Annotated in this window: 18 protein-coding genes; 7 read left to right on the top strand and 11 right to left on the bottom strand. The window is 40.9% G+C overall.

All coding sequences use genetic code 11. The features are described 5' to 3' along the window. Positions 1–223: 223 nt before the first annotated feature. The 6 genes from AAC000_RS17755 to AAC000_RS17730 all read right to left on the bottom strand — a co-directional run bounded on the left by AAC000_RS17755 (position 224) and on the right by AAC000_RS17730 (position 7,234). On the bottom strand, positions 224–1,312 hold the full coding sequence (locus tag AAC000_RS17755; protein WP_339724558.1) for an alpha/beta hydrolase-fold protein: 1,089 nt from the start codon (positions 1,310–1,312) through the stop codon (positions 224–226). 47 nt (positions 1,313–1,359) lie between these two features. After that, positions 1,360–2,400: an alkaline phosphatase D family protein gene (locus tag AAC000_RS17750; protein ID WP_339724557.1), complete on the bottom strand. Its 1,041-nt coding sequence runs from the start codon at positions 2,398–2,400 to the stop codon at positions 1,360–1,362. A gap of 3 nt (positions 2,401–2,403) precedes the next feature. Then, positions 2,404–3,537, bottom strand: a complete 1,134-nt coding sequence (locus AAC000_RS17745; protein WP_339724555.1) for an alkaline phosphatase family protein — start codon at positions 3,535–3,537, stop codon at positions 2,404–2,406. A gap of 92 nt (positions 3,538–3,629) precedes the next feature. Continuing rightward, positions 3,630–5,972: a TonB-dependent receptor gene (locus AAC000_RS17740; protein ID WP_339724553.1), complete on the bottom strand. Its 2,343-nt coding sequence runs from the start codon at positions 5,970–5,972 to the stop codon at positions 3,630–3,632. 168 nt (positions 5,973–6,140) lie between these two features. Beyond that, on the bottom strand, positions 6,141–6,503 hold the full coding sequence (gene rraB / locus AAC000_RS17735; protein ID WP_339724551.1) for a ribonuclease E inhibitor RraB: 363 nt from the start codon (positions 6,501–6,503) through the stop codon (positions 6,141–6,143). Then, positions 6,500–7,234 carry a 1-acylglycerol-3-phosphate O-acyltransferase gene (locus AAC000_RS17730; protein ID WP_339724549.1) on the bottom strand — a complete coding sequence of 245 codons (735 nt, stop codon included), beginning with the start codon at positions 7,232–7,234 and terminating at the stop codon, positions 6,500–6,502. The genes rraB and AAC000_RS17730 overlap by 4 nt, the downstream gene beginning before the upstream one ends. A gap of 194 nt (positions 7,235–7,428) precedes the next feature. On the opposite strand from AAC000_RS17730, the gene AAC000_RS17725 reads away from it, so the two are divergent. Then, a complete protein-coding gene (locus AAC000_RS17725) occupies positions 7,429–8,580 on the top strand; it encodes an HD domain-containing phosphohydrolase (RefSeq protein ID WP_339724547.1) in 1,152 nt (383 codons plus the stop codon). Between the two features lie 55 nt (positions 8,581–8,635). Here the strand turns inward: AAC000_RS17725 and glnG are convergent, their stop codons facing one another. From glnG to glnA, 4 genes are all read right to left on the bottom strand, one after another. Continuing rightward, the gene (glnG, locus tag AAC000_RS17720; protein ID WP_339724546.1) at positions 8,636–10,042 is read right to left on the bottom strand and encodes a nitrogen regulation protein NR(I); all 1,407 of its coding nucleotides are present in this window, start codon (positions 10,040–10,042) and stop codon (positions 8,636–8,638) included. Further along, entirely contained in the window at positions 10,039–11,118 is a 1,080-nt protein-coding gene (gene glnL / locus AAC000_RS17715) for a nitrogen regulation protein NR(II) (RefSeq protein WP_339724544.1), read from the bottom strand. Before glnL ends, glnG begins: the two co-directional genes overlap by 4 nt. A 92-nt stretch (positions 11,119–11,210) precedes the next feature. Beyond that, a complete protein-coding gene (locus tag AAC000_RS17710) occupies positions 11,211–11,741 on the bottom strand; it encodes a DUF4124 domain-containing protein (RefSeq protein WP_339724542.1) in 531 nt (176 codons plus the stop codon). A 118-nt stretch (positions 11,742–11,859) separates the two neighbouring features. Further along, a complete protein-coding gene (gene glnA / locus AAC000_RS17705) occupies positions 11,860–13,269 on the bottom strand; it encodes a glutamate--ammonia ligase (protein ID WP_339724540.1) in 1,410 nt (469 codons plus the stop codon). A 424-nt stretch (positions 13,270–13,693) separates the two neighbouring features. Between glnA and typA the strand changes: the two genes are divergently transcribed. Both typA and AAC000_RS17695 read left to right on the top strand, forming a co-directional pair. After that, positions 13,694–15,532 (top strand): translational GTPase TypA, encoded by a 1,839-nt coding sequence (typA, locus tag AAC000_RS17700; RefSeq protein ID WP_339724538.1) that lies wholly within the window; start codon positions 13,694–13,696, stop codon positions 15,530–15,532. Between the two features lie 323 nt (positions 15,533–15,855). Further along, positions 15,856–19,050: a response regulator gene (locus AAC000_RS17695; protein WP_339724536.1), complete on the top strand. Its 3,195-nt coding sequence runs from the start codon at positions 15,856–15,858 to the stop codon at positions 19,048–19,050. An 87-nt stretch (positions 19,051–19,137) separates the two neighbouring features. Here AAC000_RS17695 and AAC000_RS17690 read toward each other — a convergent pair whose 3' ends face one another. After that, positions 19,138–19,494, bottom strand: coding sequence for a hypothetical protein (locus AAC000_RS17690; protein WP_339724534.1), 357 nt, complete (start codon positions 19,492–19,494; stop codon positions 19,138–19,140). A gap of 306 nt (positions 19,495–19,800) precedes the next feature. Here AAC000_RS17690 and AAC000_RS17685 point away from each other — a divergent pair, with 306 nt between their 5' ends. From AAC000_RS17685 to AAC000_RS17670, 4 genes are all read left to right on the top strand, one after another. After that, a complete protein-coding gene (locus AAC000_RS17685; RefSeq protein WP_339724532.1) occupies positions 19,801–20,409 on the top strand; it encodes a MarC family protein in 609 nt (202 codons plus the stop codon). Positions 20,410–21,006: 597 nt separating this feature from the next. Continuing rightward, entirely contained in the window at positions 21,007–21,345 is a 339-nt protein-coding gene (locus AAC000_RS17680) for a HopJ type III effector protein (protein ID WP_339724530.1), read from the top strand. A 118-nt stretch (positions 21,346–21,463) separates the two neighbouring features. Continuing rightward, positions 21,464–23,761 carry a TonB-dependent receptor gene (locus AAC000_RS17675; protein ID WP_339724528.1) on the top strand — a complete coding sequence of 766 codons (2,298 nt, stop codon included), beginning with the start codon at positions 21,464–21,466 and terminating at the stop codon, positions 23,759–23,761. Between the two features lie 21 nt (positions 23,762–23,782). Then, a complete protein-coding gene (locus AAC000_RS17670; RefSeq protein ID WP_339724527.1) occupies positions 23,783–24,463 on the top strand; it encodes a Fe2+-dependent dioxygenase in 681 nt (226 codons plus the stop codon). The last annotated feature ends 19 nt before the right edge of the window (positions 24,464–24,482 follow it).

Below are 24,482 nucleotides of genomic sequence, written 5' to 3'. Positions count from 1 at the left end.
TGAAAATCAAAACCTAAAACTCTAAGTATAAAATGGGTGGTACAACTGCCCAGAATACGCTTTGTGTAAGCCACAACTTAAAATGCAGCATAACGTTTTTTAAATCATAATTTTTGACCTATACATAAACTTTACATAGTAATGCTTTGGCCATGTAGTAGACAGGACGATATTGACATGCAACTACCATTAAAGAAATGTTCACTCAGCATGTTACTTTTGATTATTTCGCTATTCGTGAAAAATTTTCAACACTCATAAAACGATTAACTGTCAGTATTTGCGGCTTAACACCAGAGTCAAAAGTAACTTCCAATAACTCTCCTTGGTGATAAAAACTTTGCTCTGTACTGGCAAAAAGTGGATGTGTTTTGCCATTTATTTGCAACTGCAATTGCCCTTTATCAAACAATACTTGGATTAGCGCATTCGAGGTACTGCTGCGGTACTCTCCAATAAAGCTCATAAGTTTGGCTTCGCTCAGAGCTACTCGGGGCTTAGAGAAAACATAATGTAACCCCCAGGTATTCGCAGCGCCTTTTACACTGGCGTGCCCTAGACCCGGTAAACGCTCAAACTTAAAAGACAAATCTTTAAAATTTTGCTTCTCAAAAAAACTAACGAGATCATCAAATGCTGGCATTAAACCGTCAAACTCACCTATTGCCGAATAAAGAGTGATGGGTCTTGACAATTTTTTATCGGAGAACGTATTAGCATAGGAATAAACAATATTGTTATCCCAGCCTGACGCAGACGAGGTGGGGATATAACCGTTAAATAAATTGGGCTGATTAAACATAGCGTACAGTGTAAATAAACCACCGTAGGAACTTCCCATCAAAACTCGATTATCATTAGTACGATATTCGCTGCCTATAAAAGGAATAAGCTCTTGTTCAATAAACTGTAAAAATTTTTCAGCACCACCAGAATTGGGAACTTGAGTCATATTACTTGGCGTGAAATCTCTAGCACGTAACACATCTGGATTAGGATTCGCACCTCCCCACTGAATCCCCACTAAAATAGCTTCAGGTATAAAACCATCGTAATAGGATTGGCCGTAGGTAGACACCATCAAAGGAAAATCCCATTGAGCATCTAGAAAATAAATAACCGGATAGTGTTTATCTGATTGTCCATAACCGGCGGGGGGCTTAATCAGTAGTTGGTATTCTTGAGGGACGATTTTTGACTGCAGCGCGCGTACTTCTGAGCCTATAATAGTCATTTCAGCCAAGCCTTCTTTAGCTTGCACATCCACAACATTCATTAACAATAACACCAAACCAAGGTAAAACATTCTCATAACCATTTCCAAATAACAGGAGTTGTTATTGAGTCTACCCTTACAGACTAATCGTTGTCCAAAGAGAGTATTTTTGTCATGACATTTTTACCTGCAACATCTTTAATAGTCATACTGAGTTTTTTATCTGCTAGTTCAATTACGCCATAATTTGCGTTGCTGTAACTCTGCCCTACTCGGTGTTGATTGGGGCTGACACTTTTCCATTCTTCAGTTAATCCAGAAGTTGTCATTTCCCACAAAGTTTTGCCATTTTTTCGGGTGATTTGGCTTAACTCACTCCAATGAGTATCACCACTGACAATGATTAAGTTAGTAATCTGATATTTATCGAGCAAAGCTAAAAAACGTTGCCTCTCATGAGGGAAGTTAGCCCAGGATTCCCACCCCGAAAATTCGGGTAACAATTGGATGCTGCTAGCAAAAATACGCACATCTGCGGGTTGTTGTAGTTGTTGTTCTAACCAATGCCACTGAACTTCGCCCAGCAAAGTGCTGGTTTTATTTTCACTTGGTATATAGGGGCCCAAATTATTAGGCGCTTTGCTATTCAAGTATTCGAGCTGACCAACCGACTCAAGAGGGCTTCTATTCCAACGTAAGTCCGGCAAAATAAGCTGCACTTTAGTCTTGTCTTGAATCAGTATTTGACTGGTATAAATACCATCTACGCGAGTACGCCTTGGACTGTCTTTGGGCACATTAAAATAATCGAGCATGATTTGCCGCGACGCTTCTTTTTGCGGATATTCTACGCCTGCGTCATTTTCTCCAAAATCATGATCGTCCCAGATACCAATGACAGAGGTAGTGGCTAACATAGTCTGCATACCTGTTGTCGCCCACTGTTTGGCATATTTGGCTTTTAGCTCAGTCATATTTTCGGTATCGCCATAAATATTGTCGCCGAGTAACACCAACAAATCGCCTTGCTCTTGTTGCATCGCTTGCCAGATAGGTTGCGGTTTGTCTTGATGTAAACAAGAGCCAAAGAGGATTTTAAGCTGTGAATGCGCCACATCCTTAGCCAGCACAGGCATGGTGATTACTATCAAAAATAGCAAAATACTTTTAGCGACATATTTCATGATTTATCTTTGTTTCACTATAGGTAAGGGTTGCCCAATATCAGGAGAAAATTGTCGGTGATTAAGATTTAGCAGTTGAATCGCAGTTGCTGCCACCTGATTTAAAGTAAAGTCTGTTTTTTGATCTGAACTTTTCAGCACTTGTTTTACATCTGGGCCCAATGCGGCTAACCAAACCTGATCGGCACCGGGGATGCCATCTTTATATTGATTCAAACCATTCAAATACCCCTTTACCGCTTTAGCGCTGCCATGGTGTTGCCAAGTTTTTGCCGAATTTCCGCGGCCATGATCAACGGTAATCACTAAATTGGTTTTACCTCGATACTGCTCCATGGATTGTAATAACCCCCATATATTTGCAATAAATTGGTCTGCCCTTTTAGCGCCACGCAAATACTCGGGGTAATTACCTTGATGAGCAAAATCATCGGTTTCACCAAGGGCAAGGTAAATGACTTTAGGTTGCTTTGCCAAAATATATTCTTGAGCGAACCCAGCAGTAAAAGCGTCCAATCGCACATTATGCCATGGGCTAGGAATTTGCTGTTGCAACTCATTTAACCACTTTGCTTTAGCAGATAAGTGGTCCCAAGCAGCGGACTCAAATCCGGCGTTAATGGGGATTTGGCTACGAGTGCGATTGATGATGGCAGGAAAAACATCCCAACTGCCAAATGCAGCGACTTGATTTTTAAAACCTGGCTGGGTGTTTAACCATTCCAAAAACGTAATATTTAAATTGTCACTTGCATGATTAGAATCGATATTGGGATCAGCCTTACCGGTCAATAATTCGTTATAGCCAGGATACGAAAACCATAAATCGTTGGTTAGCTGCATCGAAGATTGGTTATCTCGATTGCCAATTAAAATTCCTTGCTTAGAGATAACTTGCCATAAAAAAGGTAACAACTTTTGACGTTTCTCTTGGGGGGTATCTCCAAAAAACTGTTTCTGTATCGCACTTTTATCCGCTTTGAAATCTTCCAAGTTCAGGACATCGTCTTGATAACCTCGAAACACTTCTTGCCAACGTAATCCGTCGATGCTGACCAGCAATAAATTATCTGCCGCAAGTAAAGAATGACTAAAGCTTGCCAAACATAACATCAAATAAAAAGATAGCTGTTTCATAATGACTCATCCCCAAAAAAAATAAAAAAAAAGGACGAACATAAAGTCCGTCCCAAAGGTGACACACAGGGAAAACTAGTTATTGTTAAAAATTAAAATTTCAAAGTAGCGTTAAATGCAGCAGTACGAGGTGCGCCAATCCATGCGGACTGACCGGCAATGCCGCCCAAATAACTTTCGTCAAACAAATTGTTCACTGTAAAACGAAGTTCTAAGTCGCCCATACCCTGTGCTAAAGAAGGTAGGGTGATCCCAGCGTACAAATCTGTCACTAAGTAAGCGTCGGCTACAGCAGTATTGGCAGCATCGATATAACGGTCATCAACCCATTTGGAAGACAAACCAGCAAAGCGGTTGTCTTTTTCCCAATCGAGTGAAACAACCAGCATATTTTCAACTGAACCAAAAACCGTGTTACCGGCAGGATAACCAATAGAACCTTCAGTGTATTCGGAATCGTTAGCCGTAAACGCACCATATACCGAAAAGGTATCGGTCAATTTTACCGATAATGACGCTTCTATACCGCTTGATTCCACGCCGCCCACATTGACGTAGCTGCCGTTTGTACCAATCAGGTAATCAATACCATCTGGTGAATCTGGTGCGATAAAGGTTAAACGGTCATCAAACTTAATACTGTAATAGGTCAAACTGGCATTAATATTTTGCGATACATAACGTAGGCCTAAGTCTACATTTTCAGCCGATTCTGGTGTGACTAAGTCTAGTGTGGAGGCATCACGTTCAAGAACAGTGTCTTTAATGGCGGCAAAGTTTTCAGCGTATCCCGCAAATAACTCTAAACCGTCAATCGGCATAGGCACGACAACACCGGCACTGATTAAAAGGTCAGAGTCAGATGAAATAGAGGCACCATTAGAAGAGTCGAAATTATCTTCACGGGCTAAATCCACTAGGAATTTTTTAGCGCCTAAACGCACCACAGCAAAGTCCATATCTAGTTCATTTTCTAGGTACAACATAGTGGTTTCTACTGGGAATGTGCGTTCGTACTCTATCCAATAAGGTGTGTGGTCGAATTCTGCACTAGTGCGTGAGTCGATGATTTTATGCCAGTCACGAGACTCATTACGGCTATAGTCTTCATACCAAATACCGCCTCGTAACGAATTATCCATATCAGCAATTTTGCTGAACCAAGTAAAGTCAGCATTAAAACCCACACGCTCTTTTTCGTAATGGGTATGGCGGTATGAACCAACCGGCACTGCACCATCCGTGTAACAAGCTGGGTCATATACTGCACCTGCACCACCATAAGGGAAAGTAATTGAACTTTCGCAATCAGCTTCAGGGCTTAGGGCGTACCCTGCCTTATCTACAAAGAAAATTTGACCTAAAGCAGAACCGCCAGTAACGGTTTGACCTGAAACCAATTCAGAATGAGGTGCATTGTCACCATCAGCATTCACATCCACTACGTACTGCGGCACCCAGTCACCGCGCCCTTCATTTTGGTGATAATACACATTGGCATTAAGTTCAATGTTGTCGCCTTTGTACTCGGCAGAGACATAACCAAAAAGATTTTCACGTAAAGTAGACCAGCCTTGACGATACACTTGATCAACATAAGGAATACCTGTCCATTCTGAGATCAAACCATCTGATTCTGGATTTTGTTGAAATTGCGCTAGGCTAACACGTTGGTAGTTGTCTTCATGAGTATCATCCCAAGAGCCGTAGGCGGTGACTTCAACATCACCAAACAAACTGACGACTTTAGCCGCAATATGATCACGCCTATTTTCAGCTGAGTGATCTATCCAATCTGAATTACGGCTATTTGAAACACTGACCCAAGCAAAAGTATCTTTAGCGACTTCACCTGTGTCATAACGTACAAAAAACTTCTGGGCATCAAAATTGCCTTGTGACCAGCTGACAGTCATTTGCTCTTCATCGTTAGGAGCAATAGTCGTAAAGTTTAAGGTACCACCTAACGCTTCGTTCGAACGAGATGCGACATCCCCCGTACCTTGTGAGACTTCAACAGCAGCTAAATTTTCAGTATCAATATAACGATTCGCTTTTGCACCGCCACCATAGTTAGAATTACCGTTAGCAATGCCATCTATAGTAATACCTATTTGTTGCTCATCTAGGCTTAACTGAAAACCACGAATAGACACAGTAGTCGACCAATCGTCTGATCCAAACGTGTCCCCCTCGTTAATCAACACACCAGGTAAATTATCAATTTGGGCTAACACACTGGTTAAGTTACTTTGTTGCTTTGCCATTTCTTCTGAAGTTTGGTTATTGGCATAAGAAACACTTTTCCCGACTACTGTGATTGACTCCATACTTTGGTCTGATTCTTCGGCGCCAATTACTGGGGTTGCAACTGCATAAGTACTCAGTGCAATAGAGATAGATAAAGCTAATTTGGATAATAATTGACTGCTCATTGAATGTGTTGTCCCAAGTGATTTTTATTGTGGGCAGTAATATGAATGAGCAATATGTAATTGAGATGTACTTTTATTGACGCTTAGGTGATGGTTTTACTACATTTTTTTGGCTAACTAATGACACTTATGTGTCATTAGTTGATTTTTTGAACGAGGATATGCTGGCTACTTTTCAATAAAAAATGTACCCCAGCCGTCATAATCGACTTTATGTTTTTCAGCAATAGCAAAAAGTTTATCAGTATCTTGATTGATCAAATTGACATCCAACATACGTTCTACCACGGCATCAAAACAAAATACTTCTTCGCCCTCTTCTGTCTCTAGCTCTTCAGCATCCCCCACTTCAAAACCTGCTTTAAAAGCATCAACTGCAGCCTTTTCTAACAATTCAAAGTCATCGCTAGCAAAGTGATATTCAATGGTATGAGCTTGACTGGCATCACTGCCATCTTCAATCAAGGCTTCGACTGTTTCTTGGTTAAATTCATGCCATTCGGCTAATTCGGATGCGCTTTGTGAATTCATGAAATACTCCTATGGACAATTTTGTTATCTAATTCTGTGTTTATATCTTTAAGTTGGTGTTGCATTTTTTGATGAAAATATTCGGCGTTTTGTTTAATGGATTTATTTTCATCCATCATCTCTGGCTCAGACAGTTTTATCACTAAAGTGCCATTGTCCCATCTATTTAGTTTTATTTTATTATGCAAATTACTGGCAGTCACCATCACTATGGGTTCTTTGGTGGCTTTGGCTATACGAAACGCCCCTGTTTTAAAAGGTAACAATCCGCGCCCATTGCTACGAGTCCCTTCTGGGAAAAACCACACTGATAGACGCCTTTTCTGAATTTTTTGCACCGTACCCTGTAAGGTATCATGGGCGCGCCCTGAATTTTTCCGGTCAATCATGATGTTACCTGTTAGCCAATAGACTTGTCCAAACAGAGGGATCCATATCAGGCTTTTTTTACCTACAGTGACCGTACCTTTTTGTGCTGCTGCACATATTGTCAGTAAATCAAAACTATTTTGATGATTAGCGATAAACACATAAGGACCACCTTGCTTAACACTATCAGGTACGCGAATTTCAAGTTTTAATCCAAGTAGTGCCGAAACAGAACTATACAATACACCGGCGGCATGTACGTTGTCCCGATGAAAAGGTCGCAGCAAACACACCAGAATCAACAATACGTTTATCAGCAAAAAATAACAGAATATCGCAACAATGCGTAAAAGCGCTAACAAGGCATATCCTTATCAAAGAAGTGGGCGCAGAGTATACGCATTTTAGCTGATAGCTAAAACACTTATGCTATTTGATTTAAAACGCGCTTATTTTGGTGTTGCTTAATAGCGCATAAAAATGAATGAATAAAATTTATAATTAGCCGATACTTATAAAGTAAGTGTCTCTTTTACTCATTAAGGCCATTCAATCTATGCAAATGTTTAAACATGAAGATCTCGACGAAGACATCCTCACCGACCTGTTGGAAGAAATTAACGAACTTTATGAAGCCAGCGAACAAACCTTAATTGAATTGGAATTAAAACCAGATGATAACGAACTACAGCGTTCATTGTTCCGTTCCATCCACACCATAAAAGGCGACTTGGGACTGGTCAATTTTTCTCCACTCATCCCACTTCTACAACATGCTGAAGACCTGCTTGATTATTTACGTAAAGGGCAAATTCACTACACCAGCAACATGAGTGACTTGGTGTTATTGATAATGGACAAAGTCAAAGTGTTTGTACAAAGCTGCATTCAAACTGGGCAAGCTGAATATGACAAACAACTGTTTGAGGAGCTTGTTACAGCCATCAAACGCATTACACCAGAAAATAGCTCACAGCATGAACAATTGTTAACCAAAGCTGTATTGTTACTTGATCCCAGCCTAGATTTAGGCCAAGAGCATCAACAAACAACTGAAAAATCCTCTGTCGAAGCACCGGTAAGTATTGCAACAACAGGCATACCTAAATCCATTTCCAACGAACAACGTGAAGACTTAGTGTTTTTTAGAGAATTGATGAAACCCATAGAAAAACGCTCTATATACTGGGATGGCAGAGGCGATAGGATTGCAAAACTAGCCGGTTATATTAATAAAATAGCAGGGACACCAGTCAGTGAACCGCAACTAGCCGTTGCTTGTTACATGCATGATTTTGGCATGGCTTTTATGCCAATTGCAGTACTCCATAAACAAGAAAAACTGCAAGAAGCTGAGTTTAATTTGATGCGCTCTCATGTGTATAAAAGTGCACGTTTATTGGAAAACCTTAATCAATGGAACGAAGCGCGAAAAATTGTGATGCAGCATCATGAGCGTATCGACGGCAGCGGCTACCCACTGGGAATAAAAGAAGATGACATTTGCGAAGGAGCCAAGTTATTAGCCATACTTGACACATTTGACGCCATTACTCATGCGCGGGCACATCAGAGCCATTTAAAACGGCCAAAGAAAAAGGCGGTTATCGAAATAAACCGTATCGCCAAGGGGCAATTTTCCACTAAATGGATGCAGGCTTTTAACACCGGAATGGCAGCGTTGTTGACCAATGAACGAGCTAAATAGTCAGGCCACCTTGCTACTGTGTTAAATAGCAGTAACAAAGCGATATAACTAGGGTTTACATATTTAATTCTTTTAACTTTCTAGTCAGAGTATTTCTACCCCAGCCCAAACGTTTAGCCGCGTCTTGTTTATGGCCATGGGTATAATGTAATGCTCTTTCTAACAAGATCCTTTCAAAACTCATAATCGCATCATCAAGAATATTATTATGGCCAGACTGCAATTGAATATCTGCCCAACTGGCTAAGAGAGTTTGCCAATCTCCAGACTGGGCGGTTTTTTCAACTGATACAGGTTGTTGGTTTATCTCTGGGGGTAAGTCGTGAGGCAGGACTTCTTGTCCACTAGCCATTACAGTTAACCAGCGGCACATATTTTCAAGCTGACGAACATTACCTGGCCAAGGTAAGTTAGAGAGAATTTTTTTAGTCTCTTTACTCAGTGATTTAACCTCTACGGCTAATTCCAGTGCCGCTTTTTGTAAAAAGTGTCCGGCCAATAAAGGAATGTCTTCGCGTCTTTCACTAAGGGTCGGGATATGGATGCGTATGACATTTAATCTATGATACAAATCTTCCCTAAATTTACCTTCTGAAACACGTAGCTCCAAATTTTGGTGGGTCGCAGCAATAATACGTACATCAACTGAAACAGGATTATGCCCCCCGACACGATAAAATTGCCCGTCTGCCAAGACTCTTAATAATCGGGTTTGCACGTCTAAGGGCATATCCCCTATCTCATCTAAAAATAAAGTACCGCCATTGGCTTGTTCAAAGCGCCCTTGCCTAGCGGCTTGAGCGCCAGTAAACGCGCCCTTTTCATGACCAAACAATTCAGATTCAATCAAATCAGCTGGTATTGCCGCCATATTGAGGGCAATAAAGGTATTCTCGGAACGAGGACTATGACGGTGTAAAGCATGGGCCACTAATTCTTTACCTGTACCCGACTGACCATTAATCAATACACTGATACTGGAACGAGATAAACGCCCTACCGCTCTAAACACCTCTTGCATAGCCGGTGCTTCACCAATAATTTCGGTGGCTTTTATTTGTTCAGGGGGCTGGTTTTTGCTCGATTGTTCCCGAGCGTGTGTTAATGCCCGCTGCACTAAATTCACTGCTTCGTCGATGTCGAAGGGTTTGGGTAGGTATTCAAATGCACCACTTTGATAAGCATTAACTGCACTGTCTAAATCAGAATGCGCAGTCATAATAATCACAGGAATATTGGCATATCGCTTATGTACTTCGCTTAATAAGACCATGCCATCCATTTGTGGCATACGAATATCTGAGACTATCACTTCAGGCGGTTGCGCCGTTTCTAGCTGTAATAATAAATCTTCAGGGTTTTCAAAACTGAAACAAGGGATATTCGCCGCTTGTAACGCTTTTTGTAACACCCAGCGAATCGAGCTGTCGTCATCGACTATCCATACGGGTTCTGCACTCATGTCTGGGGATCCTTTTTTTCAATAGGTATATATAAAGTAAATTCTGTTCTGCCTGGCCAACTATCCACTTCGATTTTCCCTCTGTGATGTCCAATCAAGGTTTGTGATATAGATAACCCTAAACCACTGCCCTCTTTTTTGCTGGTCACCATAGGGTAAAAAAGGGTGTTTTTTAGTTCTGTTGGTATGCCGGGGCCATTGTCGATAATTTGAATTTTTACGCATAACGGGAAACACTCGCCATGAATAATCACTTGACGTTCAATTCTAGTTACCACGCTTATCTCGCCGGTAATGTCTAGATTGTCTGATAACACTTGCACACTATTACGCACTATATTCAAAGTAGCTTGTTGCAGCATATCTTGATCAAGGTATACATCAGGAATACTTGGGTCGTAATCCCTTGTAATAGTAATGTTGTGACTTGGATCGAGTCGCACTAAAGTGCACACTTTCTCAAGCACTTGATGCACATTATGCCAATCAAAGCTTGGTCGTAGGTTCGGCCCTAATAAGCGATCAACTAAATTAGTAAGCCTGTCAGATTGTTCAATAATAACCTGGGTAAATTCTTTTAATTCTTCATTAGGGAGTTGTTTACCTAATAATTGCGCTGCCCCACGAATACCCCCTAATGGGTTTTTAATTTCGTGAGCTAAACCACGCACCAACTCTCGAGCGGCTTGCTGTTGTGCCCATTGGTGGTTTTCTTGACTGATTTTTTTCTGTTGTTCAACCAGTCGAATTTCCACTAATAAGCGTTTATCTTGGTTTTCCAGAATACTGGTAACAGACACATCTGCCTGAGTATGTCGGCCATCAATAAATTTAAAGGACACTTCACTGTCAGAATAGACTTCACCAAATTGCATAGAATTCTGAAAGCGCTCGAAATCCAAGCTCGAAGAGGCAATAAATTGATTAAACGAACAACCAATTAATAAATTCACACTACGCTCAAATACAGCTTGTGCAGCATGATTGGCATATTGCACAATCAGATTACCATCCAGTATAAACACAGCAGTCGATAGGTTATCTAGTAAATTTTCAGTAGTGACAGATTCAGACATAAACTCAACGTTTCGCGCACTTTTATAGTGCAAAGTATTATTTAGCTGCTGTGATATAGATACTATTATTTAAACAATATGCTTAATTAGTACTAGTTAGCATTGATCAGAGCAGAAGCTTTTTGCAGATAAAAGGTCTGCGGCTTAGACGATGCAAGGATCTTGCCTGAGTTGTCGAGAAAATTAACTTGAATTATGTGAGCGCCTCTATTGACTGATTCAAGTTGAAATTGATTTTCACTTTGAGTTTTAACTACTTGATTATCAAGAATTAATTCAAACTTACCTGATTTTTTTGGCACAACCTCAACATTTATGGTCACTGCACCAGAATTATCACGCAAGGTTTGTTCAGCCAAAGGCGAGCGAATGGATACCACGTATTGAATTTTTGCTTTAGGTTTTGGGACTGGTTTATTGTTAACAGCTTGCTTTGACGCACTATTTAGCGAAGGCACAACTACAGTATTCATTGACGATAAATTAACGGGCACTGCCCCCTCACTATGCACATCACTGTACACCACGCTGCCGTCAGCCTTTACCGTTTTATATACCACTTGCGCAGAAACACTGATGCACAGCAGCAATAAACATAGAATACAGAATACCCGCACAATCACTCACTCCCCTTATACAAGCTGATTCGAAGCTTAAGTCAGTGTAGCTTTATTTCAGTTAAAAAAAAGCCCGCAAATGCGGGCTTGTTATTTATTTTAATAACTAACTGCGAATGTAACCTTAAACGCTGTAGTACATATCAAACTCAACTGGGTGAGTTGACATGTTTAGTAACTGTACTTCTTCACTCTTAAGCGCGATATACGCATCAATAGAGTCGTCAGTCATTACGCCACCGGCAGTTAAGAACTCACGGTCATTGTTAAGGGCTTCCAAGGCTTGCTCAAATGAACTACATACTTGTGGAATCGCTGCAGCTTCTTCAGCTGGCAAGTCATACAAGTCTTTATCCATTGAATCACCAGGGTGAATTTTGTTTTTGATCCCGTCTAGACCAGCCATCAACATAGCAGTAAATGCTAAGTAAGGGTTACCTGTTGGGTCAGGGAAACGCACTTCAATACGACGCGCTTTATCACTAGTCACAAAAGGAATACGGATAGAAGCAGAACGGTTACGAGCAGAATATGCCAACATAACTGGGGCTTCGAATCCAGGTACTAAACGCTTATAGGAGTTAGTAGATGCGTTTGTGAAAGCGTTGATTGCACGAGCGTGTTTGATGATCCCGCCAATATAGAACAAGGCTTCTTCAGACATCCCAGCATATTTGTCACCAGCAAAGATGTTTTTACCATCTTTAGAAATTGATTGATGCACATGCATACCTGAACCATTATCACCCACAATAGGCTTAGGCATAAAGGTAGCCGTTTGTCCGTAAGCATGGGCAACGTTATGTACCACATACTTATAGATTTGTACTTCATCAGCTTTCTTAACTAAAGTATTGAAAAGACAAGCTATTTCGTTTTGACCTGCGGTGGCAACTTCATGGTGATGGGCTTCAACTGTTAGGCCCATTTCTTCCATAACCATACACATAGCAGCACGAGTATCATGAGCTGAATCGACTGGAGGAACTGGGAAATAACCGCCTTTAACACCAGGACGGTGAGCCATGTTGCCTTCTTCAAACTCTGCTCCTGAATTCCACTTTGCTTCGCTTGAATCAATTTTAAACATTGAACCAGCCATATCAGTATGGAAACGTACATCGTCAAACAAGAAGAATTCTGGCTCTGGACCGACCAATACAGTGTCGCCAATACCAGTTGACTTCAAATATTCTTCTGCACGACGTGCAATAGAACGAGGATCGCGGTCATAACCTTGCATCGTCATAGGTTCTAAAATATCGCAACGAATATTGATTTGAGTTTCTTCAGCAAATGGGTCAAGAACAGCGGTTTCGCCATCTGGCATCAAAATCATGTCTGATTCATTGATGCCTTTCCATCCTAAAATAGAAGAGCCATCAAACATTTTGCCTTCTTCGAAAAAGTCTTCAGTAACTTGATGAGTAGGGATAGAAACGTGTTGTTCCTTACCTTTAGTATCAGTAAAGCGTAAATCAACAAATTTCGCTTCGGTTTCTTTAATAAGGTCAAAGGCCTTTTGTGCTGACATGGTGTCCTCCAGATAAAAAGTATACATGCATTAGTAGGAGCAACTTACTCCCAATTCTAAAACGTGCGACAATAAAGCGATAATCATGCCACATACCTAAGTGTTTGGAATGCCTTTTGTTTATGTTTTTTTAGCATAGAGTAAACGAAAAAAACATCAAGTGACGCACCACAAAGGCACATTAGCGCACCATTATGATACATGTGCACTTAAATACTTCAAATTCCGCCTATAATGTTAACGTAACGTTAGCGAAATGAGTGCCTATCTTTTATTTACAGCAAAATGCATTTGAAGTTCGCTAAACGTAGGATAAAACTGTACAATCCGCGCCCAATAAATTTCAGTAAATTTTAGCCCTGTATTTCATTTGCGAATATCCTGTCAATAATGACGAATACTTGGCCCTAACAGAGAAAAGATAATGAGTTCATCAACCACCTCAATCGAAAATTTGAGGAACATAGCCATAATAGCGCACGTTGACCACGGCAAAACCACCCTAGTTGATAAGCTATTACAACAGTCTGGCACCTTAGAAAGCCGCGGCGTAGCCGAAGAGCGTGTGATGGACTCAAATGATATTGAAAAAGAACGAGGCATTACCATACTTGCGAAAAACACAGCAATTAAATGGAACGAGTTCCGTATCAATATAGTAGACACCCCTGGACACGCCGACTTCGGTGGAGAAGTAGAGCGTGTTATGTCTATGGCCGACTCGGTATTGTTGTTGGTAGATGCGCAAGAAGGCCCTATGCCACAAACTCGCTTCGTAACGCAAAAAGCGTTCGCACAAGGTTTAAAACCTATTGTTGTTATCAACAAAATTGATAAACCTGGTGCCCGTCCTGATTGGGTTATGGATCAAGTTTTTGATTTGTTCGATAACTTAGGTGCAACAGACGATCAACTAGATTTTCAAGTAGTCTATGCATCAGCTATCAATGGTTGGGCAACTAACGATTTAGATGAGCCTAGCGAAACCATGACTCCTCTGTTTGAAACTATCATCAAACATGTTAAGCCACCAGCAGCCGATATTAACGGCACATTGCAAATGCAGATATCCCAATTGGATTACAATTCTTATGTAGGTGTAATCGGTATTGGTCGAATCACCCGTGGTTCAGTTAAACCTAACCAACAAGTGACCATAATTGGCGCTGATGGTAAAACCAGAAACGGTAAAGTTGGCCAAGTACAAGGTTACTTAGGTCTGGCTCGTCACGAAGTAGACGCTGCTGACGCTGGTGACATCATTGCTGTTACAGGTTTAGGTGAGCTTAAAATCTCCGATACTATTTGTGATCCTAGTACTGTTGAAGCCTTACCAGCACTTTCTGTAGATGAACCTACAGTAACTATGACTTTCCAAGTCAACAACTCGCCGTTTGCAGGTAAAGAAGGTAAATACGTCACATCACGTAATATCCTAGAACGTTTGCAAAATGAGTTAGTTCACAACGTTGCGCTTAAAGTCGAAGAAATGCCTGATCCGGACAAATTCCGCGTTTCTGGTCGTGGTGAACTTCACTTAGGTATATTGATTGAAAACATGCGTCGTGAAGGTTATGAATTAGCCGTTTCCCGTCCTGAAGTTATTTTGAAAGAAGTAGACGGTCAAACTCATGAACCATTTGAATCAGTGACAATCGATGTGGAAGAAGCACATCAGGGTTCTGTTATGGAACAAATTGGTACCCGTAAAGGTGAATTAACCAATATGTCACCAGATGGTAAAGGTCGTATTCGTATGGACTTCATGATCCCAAGCCGTGGCTTGATTGGTTTCCAAACAGACTTTATGACTATGACTTCAGGTTCTGGTTTGATGTACCACACATTTGATCATTACGGTCCTCACAAAGGCGGTGTAATCGGTCAACGTAAGAATGGTGTATTGATTGCCAACGCAACGGGTAAAGCCCTTACTAACGCCTTGTTTAACCTACAAAGTCGCGGTCGTTTATTCATCGGTCACGGTGTGGAAGTATACGAAGGCATGGTTATCGGTATTCACGCTCGTGAAAATGATCTAACCGTTAACGCACTTAAAGGTAAGCAGTTAACTAACGTACGAGCATCTGGTACAGATGAAGCACAAAGCTTAGTGCCACCTATCAATATGTCGTTAGAACAAGCCCTAGAATTCATCGATAACGATGAGTTGGTTGAAGTGACGCCTGTAAGTATACGTATTCGTAAGAAGTTATTGACTGAGAATCTACGTAAGCAAGCTGGACGTCCAGCTAAGTCTTAAGCTTCTAGCTTCTAGCTTCTAGCCTCTAGCCTCTAGCCTCTAGTTTCTAGTTTCTAGTTTCTAGTTTCTAGTTTCTAGAAAATACATTTAAAACCGGCGGAAGCCGGTTTTTTATTGGCCACGAATAAATTAATTAAATCCAATACTTCCAGACTCTCCAATAAAAGCCTAATGTAATGGTACAGGTGCAAATATCCTCACATGAACAAGTAAACTCAGTCTTGTTTGTGAGACTCTTTCAATTATAGTGTGTTGAATGCCACCGACGAAGTTGGAATACATTCAGATGTATTGCTCGGATATGATTTAGGACATGTACTAAAATGAAACACTTTACGTTTGGACTTAGGGCTAAGACCACCCTAGTGTTAGGAGGGCTAATCGCCATAGCACTGGTAGTAATCAGTTTTACCAGTCACTGGCAGTCAAGGCACCTTGCCGAAACTAAAGTACTTGAACTAGAGCAGAGTAAGTCTTTTGTGCTTAAACAGGCAATAGAAGTGACCTTGGAAAATCACCATCAAAACCTACACTCACTGCGCGACACATCACCAGTACAAGCGATGATAAGAAGTCGTGCCAATAACGCCATTGACCCCATAAGCGGTGATAGCTTTGAAGACTGGCGGCAACGCCTCACTGTCATTTTGAAAGCATTTCTCACCCACCACACTGAATATCAACAATTAAGGTTTATTGATATTTCCGGTGATGAAATGGTGAGAGTACAACGCAGTATGACTGGCACGGTTAATGATGTTGCTTTGAATAAACTACAAAATAAGGCTGATTCACCCTATGTAATAGAAAGCCTCAAATTAAAACCCGGAGAAACCTATTACTCTAACGTCAATCTCAACCGAGAATATGGGGCCATTCAATTCCCCCACATTCCTGTATTGAGGATCGCAACCCCAGTTTTTGGTGAGGATGCAAAAATAGCCGGGATTTTAGTATTAAACTTATCTATCGAAAAACTTTTTGCTGGCATTACGTCAGATCACAACGGCATACAACGAAGTATTGTTGACAACCATGGTTTCTATATTAAACATTCCGACCCATCTAAAACTTTTGGCTTTGACTTAGGTATCGACAATAAGCTCAGTAATGATGAGCCTTATATGGCTGAAACCATACTTAAACAGGATTCTTTCATTAGGTATGACAAAAATGAAAAAGAGCTGGAAGGATTTCAAAAAATATTTTTCTCACCTCAAGATAAAAATAATTATTGGGTATTAACCTTCCATATTCCAGAACACTTAGTGTTTTCAGAGATCACCGCTTCCCTTCAAAATTTGCTTCTATTTAGTTTATTGATAGGTCTTTTGGCAATTGTATTTATTATTTGGTTTGTTTCACGAAAAATCTTAACCCCAGTCGTTACCATGGCGGCAATGTATGAAAAATTTAAAGGGGGCGATTTGGCGGTGCGACTCGATACTGACTCAGTTGATGATGAAATTCTTACTTTATACCAAGGCATCAATTCGTTTGTTAAAAATCAACAACAGACAACAACACTACTAAAGAACGAAGTTGCCTCACAAACCAAGCGACTTTCTGCAGTTATTAATAATATTGTGGATGGAATTATTACTATTGATGAACGCGGTATTATCGAATCATTTAACCCAGCAGCAATGAAAATATTTGGCTATAGCGAACAGGAAGTAATTGGGCAGAATGTAAAAATGTTAATGCCTGAACCTTATTACAGCGAACATGACGATTATCTACGACATCATATTAAAACAGGTGAAAAAAAGCTTATCGGGATTGCACGCATCGTTATTGGCAAACGCAAGGATGGTTCTACCTTCCCAATAGAGCTTGGAGTGAGTGAACTTGTTATCGACAATACAAAACGTTTTGTTGGCATCATTCGCGATAGCACTGAGCGTCACCAAGTTGAGGCAGCCTTGAATGAAGCCAAACACACGGCCGAGCAAGCCAATCTGGCCAAAAGTGAATTTCTCGCTAATATGAGTCACGAAATCCGCACCCCGATGAATGGAGTGATAGGCATGACCAACTTATTATTAGACACCCCGCTGAATCCGGAGCAACACAACTTCGCAAAAATAGTTAAAAGCAGCGCCAAGTCATTACTTTCCATTATCAATGACATTCTGGATTTTTCTAAAGTAGAAGCAGGCATGTTGGAAATGGAATCAATAGATTTTGATATGGATCTGCTCATGAACGAGTTTGGTAGCAGTATTGCGGTGCGGGCCCACGAAAAAGGTCTAGAGTTAATCTGTCCTGCTAATCCGATTCAAAATCAGTGTTTTAGCGCTGATCCTGGGCGTATACGACAAATTCTCAATAATTTGGTTGGTAATGCGATTAAGTTTACAGAAAAAGGTGAAGTCGCGGTTTATTATCAGGTTCAGAAAAAAACAGAGAAACGCAGTACAATACTCATTGAAGTGACTGATACCGGCATTGGTCTCAGTGCAGAACAACAAGCCGGACTGTTTGAACGTTTTAGTCAGGCTGATGGCTCTACTACTCGCCGACACGGTGGGACCGGACTTGGGCTCGCTATCAGCAAACAACTAGTTGAACTTATGGGCGGCGAAATTGGCATTAAGAGTACCCTAGGTAAAGGCTCTACTTTCTGGTTTACCTTGGATCTTGAAAATGCAGAAGCTTCGGCTACTTCCTATTCTATGGCAGACCTAAGGGGACAAAAGGTTTTAGTGGTAGATGACAACTTGACCAACCGCACTTTGCTTGGGCATTTATTGACTAATTGGCATGTCGAACACACTTTGGACGAAAGTGCCCAAGTAGCGCTTGAAAGCCTTAACGCCGCAGCTGCAAAGCAGCAACCTTATGATATTGCTATAGTCGATATGCAGATGCCGGATATGGATGGCGTACAATTGGGGAAAAAAATCAAAAATAATCCGACCATCTCCAACACACACTTAGTCATGCTTACATCTCAAGGAAAACGCGGCGATACAAAAAAATTAAAAGCCGCAGGATTTAACGCTTACCTTAATAAACCAGTCGATCAAGCCGTTTTGTACAACACATTATTGCAAGTAGCGAAAATTACAACAGATGATGCGCCCATACTCAATGAATATAGTGCTCGCCAGACGCCACAGTTTAAAGCTCGAATTTTAGTGGTTGAAGACAATGCCATCAACCAGATGGTCGCCCAGTCAATGCTGGAACAGTTTGGTATTCAATCTGACGTGGCCGCTAACGGCGAAGAAGCCCTGAGAGCCCTAGAAAACTTCCCCTTCGACTTAGTATTGATGGACTGTCAAATGCCGGTGATGGATGGTTTTGAGGCTACCCGTATGGTTCGAGATCCACAATCAAAAGTGCGCGACCGCTCAATACCTATTATTGCCATGACAGCCAACACTATGCAGGGTGATCGTGAGAAATGTCTTAATTCAGGCATGAATGACTTTATCTCAAAGCCGGTGGAATCTCTGAACCTACAGCAAGTGTTAGAGCAGTGGTTAACAAAAGTGCAAAACCAAACCTGATAATAAATTTGGGAAGGCTTTACTGAACTATTACGGCATCTCGCGCCGTTTAATTGACGCACGTTTTGTCCAAAAGCAATTTGTTCGTCACACTTTGGTTTTCAAAAATTTATCCATAAAAGGCTTTATCAGACTAGCTAGTTCGGGTGCTCTATCAGAATTAGCTTGTTCTTTTGGCCCACCCAATATGGCTAATTCACACAGTAGCTGTCTGGCAATCTCCTCGCGCCCTAGGCCTCTAGAATAAATACATAACTGTTGAGTTGTCACTTTATATTCTATTGGATGGGGTAACTTGGTTTTGTTCAATATCTTCGAGCTTAAAACAACACTAGATACCTGTTTTATCCATTCTTTTGGCACGAGTTTGAATAACAAACTCAGGTCTTTTTTTGACAATGCATGAAAAGGTTCATGACTAAATTTTCCAATGATAACTTTCATATCTGTCCTGTTTTTAAGAAATGCATATGTACATTAATTCGAATATCTTTGTTAACTCTCACATTAGGTTACCTAATTTGGGAGCGCAATTACTGTAATTTTTGAATTTTTGTTTCTTTGCTCTGCGGTTAATTAAGTAATCAATTTCAGTTAAAGCAACTATTTTGGTAAGATACTTACCATCCAATTCCTAGAGGACATCTGAAAAAACTTATTGTACCCAGCACTTTGTACAAGCCTTCTTAAAAAAATTAAATAGGTACAAAGAATTAACTACGCGCCACACGCCTTTGGAGGTTCCCATTTATGATTGATTTTTTAGCTACCTTTATTTTCTTCTTTGCGGTCATTGACCCCATTGGCACTGTACCGGTTTTTATTGCTGTCACCCAAAAATTCGACAATGCCGCTCGTCGTAAAATTGCGTTATACGCAACCTTAACCTCTGCAGCCATGTTGATATTTTTTGTTGTAGCCGGTGAGCTTATTTTAACAGCTATGGGTATACCACTTAGCGCCTTTCAAATAGCCGGTGGCATTGTGTTATTCTTATTTGCTCTGTCTATGATATTTGGTGAAAGTAAACCTGATGCTGAAGTTAAACTTGCCCAAACTCATAACGACACTGCGGTATTTCCACTAGCGGTGCCATCGATTGCAAGTCCAGGTGCAATGTTAGGAGCAGTGATTCTCACCGAAAATTCTCGCTTTAATATTATGGAGCAAATGCAAACGGTAGGCATGATGTTATTAGTGTTGTTCATTGTTTATATCTTGATGCTTGGCTCAAACTTTATAATCCGAATAATAGGTAATAGCGGCGCTAGTGTAGTAAGTCGAGTCATGGGACTTATTCTAGCAGCGGTCGCTACCACTAATACCTTAGGTGGAATCAAACTGTATTTTGAATTATAACTACCTTTGTTTTGACCTAAGCACTACAGGATTAGGTTTTGATTTACTTTAGATAGGCATGCTACTGAGCGCCACTTAAATTCTAGCGACGCTCATTTTCCTATAATAATCTGAAATTGACTATTTCGCCCCCGACGCTTTGGCCCATACAATCCATCGACTCCTCCAGGGTAAGGTGTAAAACATTAAAATACAGGTCTCGTTTCGCTTTCTTAATTTAAATAAATTGCAAGGGATTACACTCACCAGGGAAATCACTGGGGCGACTTATTATCCCCAAAATGATACCAACCACTTTATTGGAGCTGTTGCTCTGACTGAAACGTTAGATAACATTAACGATCTGAATATTTATTTTGTACGCCAACAAATCCTATTAGATGATTGCGATATTCTGATCTCCGTCACTTCAAAGAATCACGTTAATAAGGTTGAAATCCCTAGACTAGTAAACAAATTACTGAAACATATCGACTGCAAGTTAACCTTTGCTTTTGCCATTGACTAACGCTCCCCTTTGCAAAAAACAGCCCTTTATTTGGTAAACCTAATACAGCCAAAAACACTTTACACTTTTTATATGACGAGGAAAATCTCATGACCATCAACGACTTGTTACTGCAATTACGTAACGCCAGCGACACAATCGATTTTAAAGACGTCATACAGGTAATTAGTCAGTTTTATGATTACACCCCTACTCGTTTTACCAATGGTACGCTGGTAAATGTAGCAGGCAGTAATGAGGGTTCCTGTAAGATTTTTTATTTTGCACAATTGCAGCAATTAAACGAGAAACACACATTGGCGTTATTTGGACGTTATTATCGTGAAGATGTGTTAGCCAACCCAAGGGGTAAAGATCACAATAATATTCGAAACTTTATGGACACAGGTTGGACTGAGTTAAAATTTGATGGTGTTGCCCTTGCCTGACTTTATCAATTAGAGATAATCAAGAAAAAACAATGCAAATGATAATAACTATCATTTGCATTGGGATATACATTGAGTTAGGATCTTCCCGAATTTTTATAAGGGAACACACAAACTCATGTCTAAACAAAAACACTCAACTTTCCAATTAGGCTCTGCAGCCCTACTCACCACATTAGCTATATCCTCGTCTAACGTACTTGCAAATGATGAAGCAACAAAATGTGAAGACAGCAATTGCGCCCAAGAAGAAATGGAATTGATTAAAATCCATGGCGTCAGAAATTCAATTTATAAGGTCGACCATTCTGGTGACATAAGGCGTCAAGCCGAGTTATTTGACATCCCACAAACGATTACAGTACTCACCAAAGACCAAATTGATGAATCTGGTCGCAGTGATTTAAAAGAAATTTTGTCTTCCCAAGCTGGAGTGACTCTAGGCACAGGTGAAAATGGTAATGCCTTTGGCGACCGTTATATTATTCGTGGCCACGAAGCACGTTCGGATGTCTTTGTTGATGGTTTACGTGATCCTGGCATGTCCACACGAGAAAGCTTTTCTGCTGAACAAATAGAAATAACAAAAGGCCCTAGCTCGACATTTGCCGGACGGGGATCTTCTGGTGGTGCGGTCAATAGCATCACCAAAAAAGCATCAACCGCTTATGATTTTGGACGTGTTGACGCATCTCTTGGCTCAGATGAGTATCATCGACTAGTACTTGATTACAATAAACCCTTAACCGAAAACTTTGCCGCACGTATCAATCTATTAACTGCCGAAGAAGAAGCACCAAATAGAGAAGGCATTGAAAGAAGCAGAGACGGGCTGTTGTTGTCCGGTTTATACGACAATACCAATGACCTACGTGTATTTTCTGACTTCTATTACCTTGAGAGTGAAGATACACCAGATTTAGGGAGCTACTTTGACTCCACTACACGTAAACCAGTGGAAGATATTCCGGTATACGCCCAAGACGAAGATTTTCTTGATTCACAAATTATGGCCTTTACTGTGAGAACCGAATACGACATCAGTGACAACTTCACCTTTTACAATGCCACTCGCTACGGTGAAACTGAAAACGGTTATATCTCAACGGGTGCACGAGGAAACGTTAGAGCAGAAGAAGATGAACTTGCCCCAAATGTTGCAAGTATTGGGCTAAGCACACACCAAGGTTGGCAAGAGATTGAATACTTCGCTACACAATTTAATTTTTTGTGGGATGTGACAACCGCTGAAATTGAACATGACTTAGTATTCGGCATAGAATTTACCGATGAACAAGTGACCAATGGTACCTTTGATATTACCTACAACAACCCCACCAATTGCACCACATCAGGCAGAAATGGAGTAAGTGGCAGTTATTGTTTATTAGATGAAAATACCGAAATGTATGCAAACCCATCACAAATCATTGGTCGCACATTCGAGCAAGGCTCCTCAGATTCATTATTTGATGCAACAACTGTTTCAGCTTATATAATGGATACCGCCAAAATCAGTGAAGATTGGCAGGTTTTCTTTGGTATAAGAGTTGACAGCATCGACTACAGCAATGATGTTGTGAGCCAAGGTACACCCCTAGATTACGCCTATAAAGATGACTTTTATAATGGTCATCTAGGCCTAGTTTATAGTGTCGCAGAACACGGCAATATTTATGCTACCTACGCCACTGCGACTAACATCAATGGTGGCGAATCAGATGTAGGTTCAAGTTGCGGATATGGCGGTTTATGCGGCGATCCTGATCAAGCATCGGTAGCAGATCCTGAGTTGGTGGAAAACATAGAGCTTGGTACTAAATGGGAATTTTTAGACGAGCGACTATTCTTAGCGGCCACTTGGTTCCAAATGACTAAGTCAGATGTCATGGAAAGTGTCGGTGATGACTACTCTACCTTAGGCACCTTAAATACAGGTAAGAACCGCGTAGACGGCATTGAATTTGCTCTTAATGGTAACTTAACAGAAACATTAAGCGTGCAAATTAGTGCCGCCACCATGCAATCTGAAGTACTAGAATCCTATACCACAGAAAATATTGGGCGGGTGTTAAGTAACTTTGCTGAAGATAGTTTCTACTTGCAACTACGCTATCAACCAACTGAAAAGTTCGCTTTTGGTGGTGACTTTACCTACAAAAGTGAAATGTTCGGTGGCCAACCCGATTCAGCAGCGGGTTACAATAGCGACCTTGATGACTACAGCATAGTCGTGCCCAGCTACAGTGTGATTAACTTGTTTGCCAACTACAATGCCACTGAAAATATGACCTTAAGACTCAATATCGGTAATATAGCCGATAAAGAATATTGGACAGCTGCGTATCGCTCTGGCGCCTTTATGTATCTTGGCGATGGTCGCACAGCTCGCGCAACTCTTACCTACGAGTTTTAATTAAACAACAAGGAATCAACCATGGTCATTATTAAGCAATTATTATCCGAAGCACAAATTAGCGGCTTTAGAGATAACCTTAATCTTGTACCATGGCTTGATGGAAAAGAAACAGCAATGGGAATGGCGGCCTCAGTAAAACAAAACGCCCAAGCCAACCCTGAAGACCCAAGAGTAAAACAACTCAGCAACCAACTCTTGGGCATATTTGGTGCCCATCCCAAGTTGGTTTCTGCGGCACTACCACATCGTATATTCCCTCCTTGTTTTAATCGTTACGCAACAGATGAATCCTACGGGTTTCATGTGGATGCTGCGATAATGCGGATGCCAAATAGCCAAGATGTGTTGCGTTCAGATATGTCCATGACCACGTTTTTATCTGATCCTGATAGCTACGAAGGTGGAGAGTTAGTGATCCAAACAGAATTTGGTGAACAACGCATAAAAGGTCAGGCGGGTGATGCTGTGCTGTATCTATCTAGTAGTCTACATAAGGTCACCCCGGTCACCAAAGGTCAAAGACTGGCAGCCATAACCTGGATGCAAAGCTTAGTGCCTGACGCGCCTATGCGCAGTATTTTGCATGAACTTGATCAAAGTATTCAAACATTACTTAGCAATCCAGATATTGAACGGCAAGAGTTAGATAGACTGCATCATGTTTACCATAATCTCATTAGGCAACATACTCAGGTTTAACGCCTTTGCACACCTAACC

The organism is uncultured Paraglaciecola sp. (genome assembly GCF_963977085.1).
Taxonomy (GTDB): Bacteria; Pseudomonadota; Gammaproteobacteria; order Enterobacterales; family Alteromonadaceae; genus Paraglaciecola.
The sequence above is the reverse complement of the archived record's forward strand: the minus strand, read 5'-3'. Positions and strand labels throughout refer to the sequence as shown.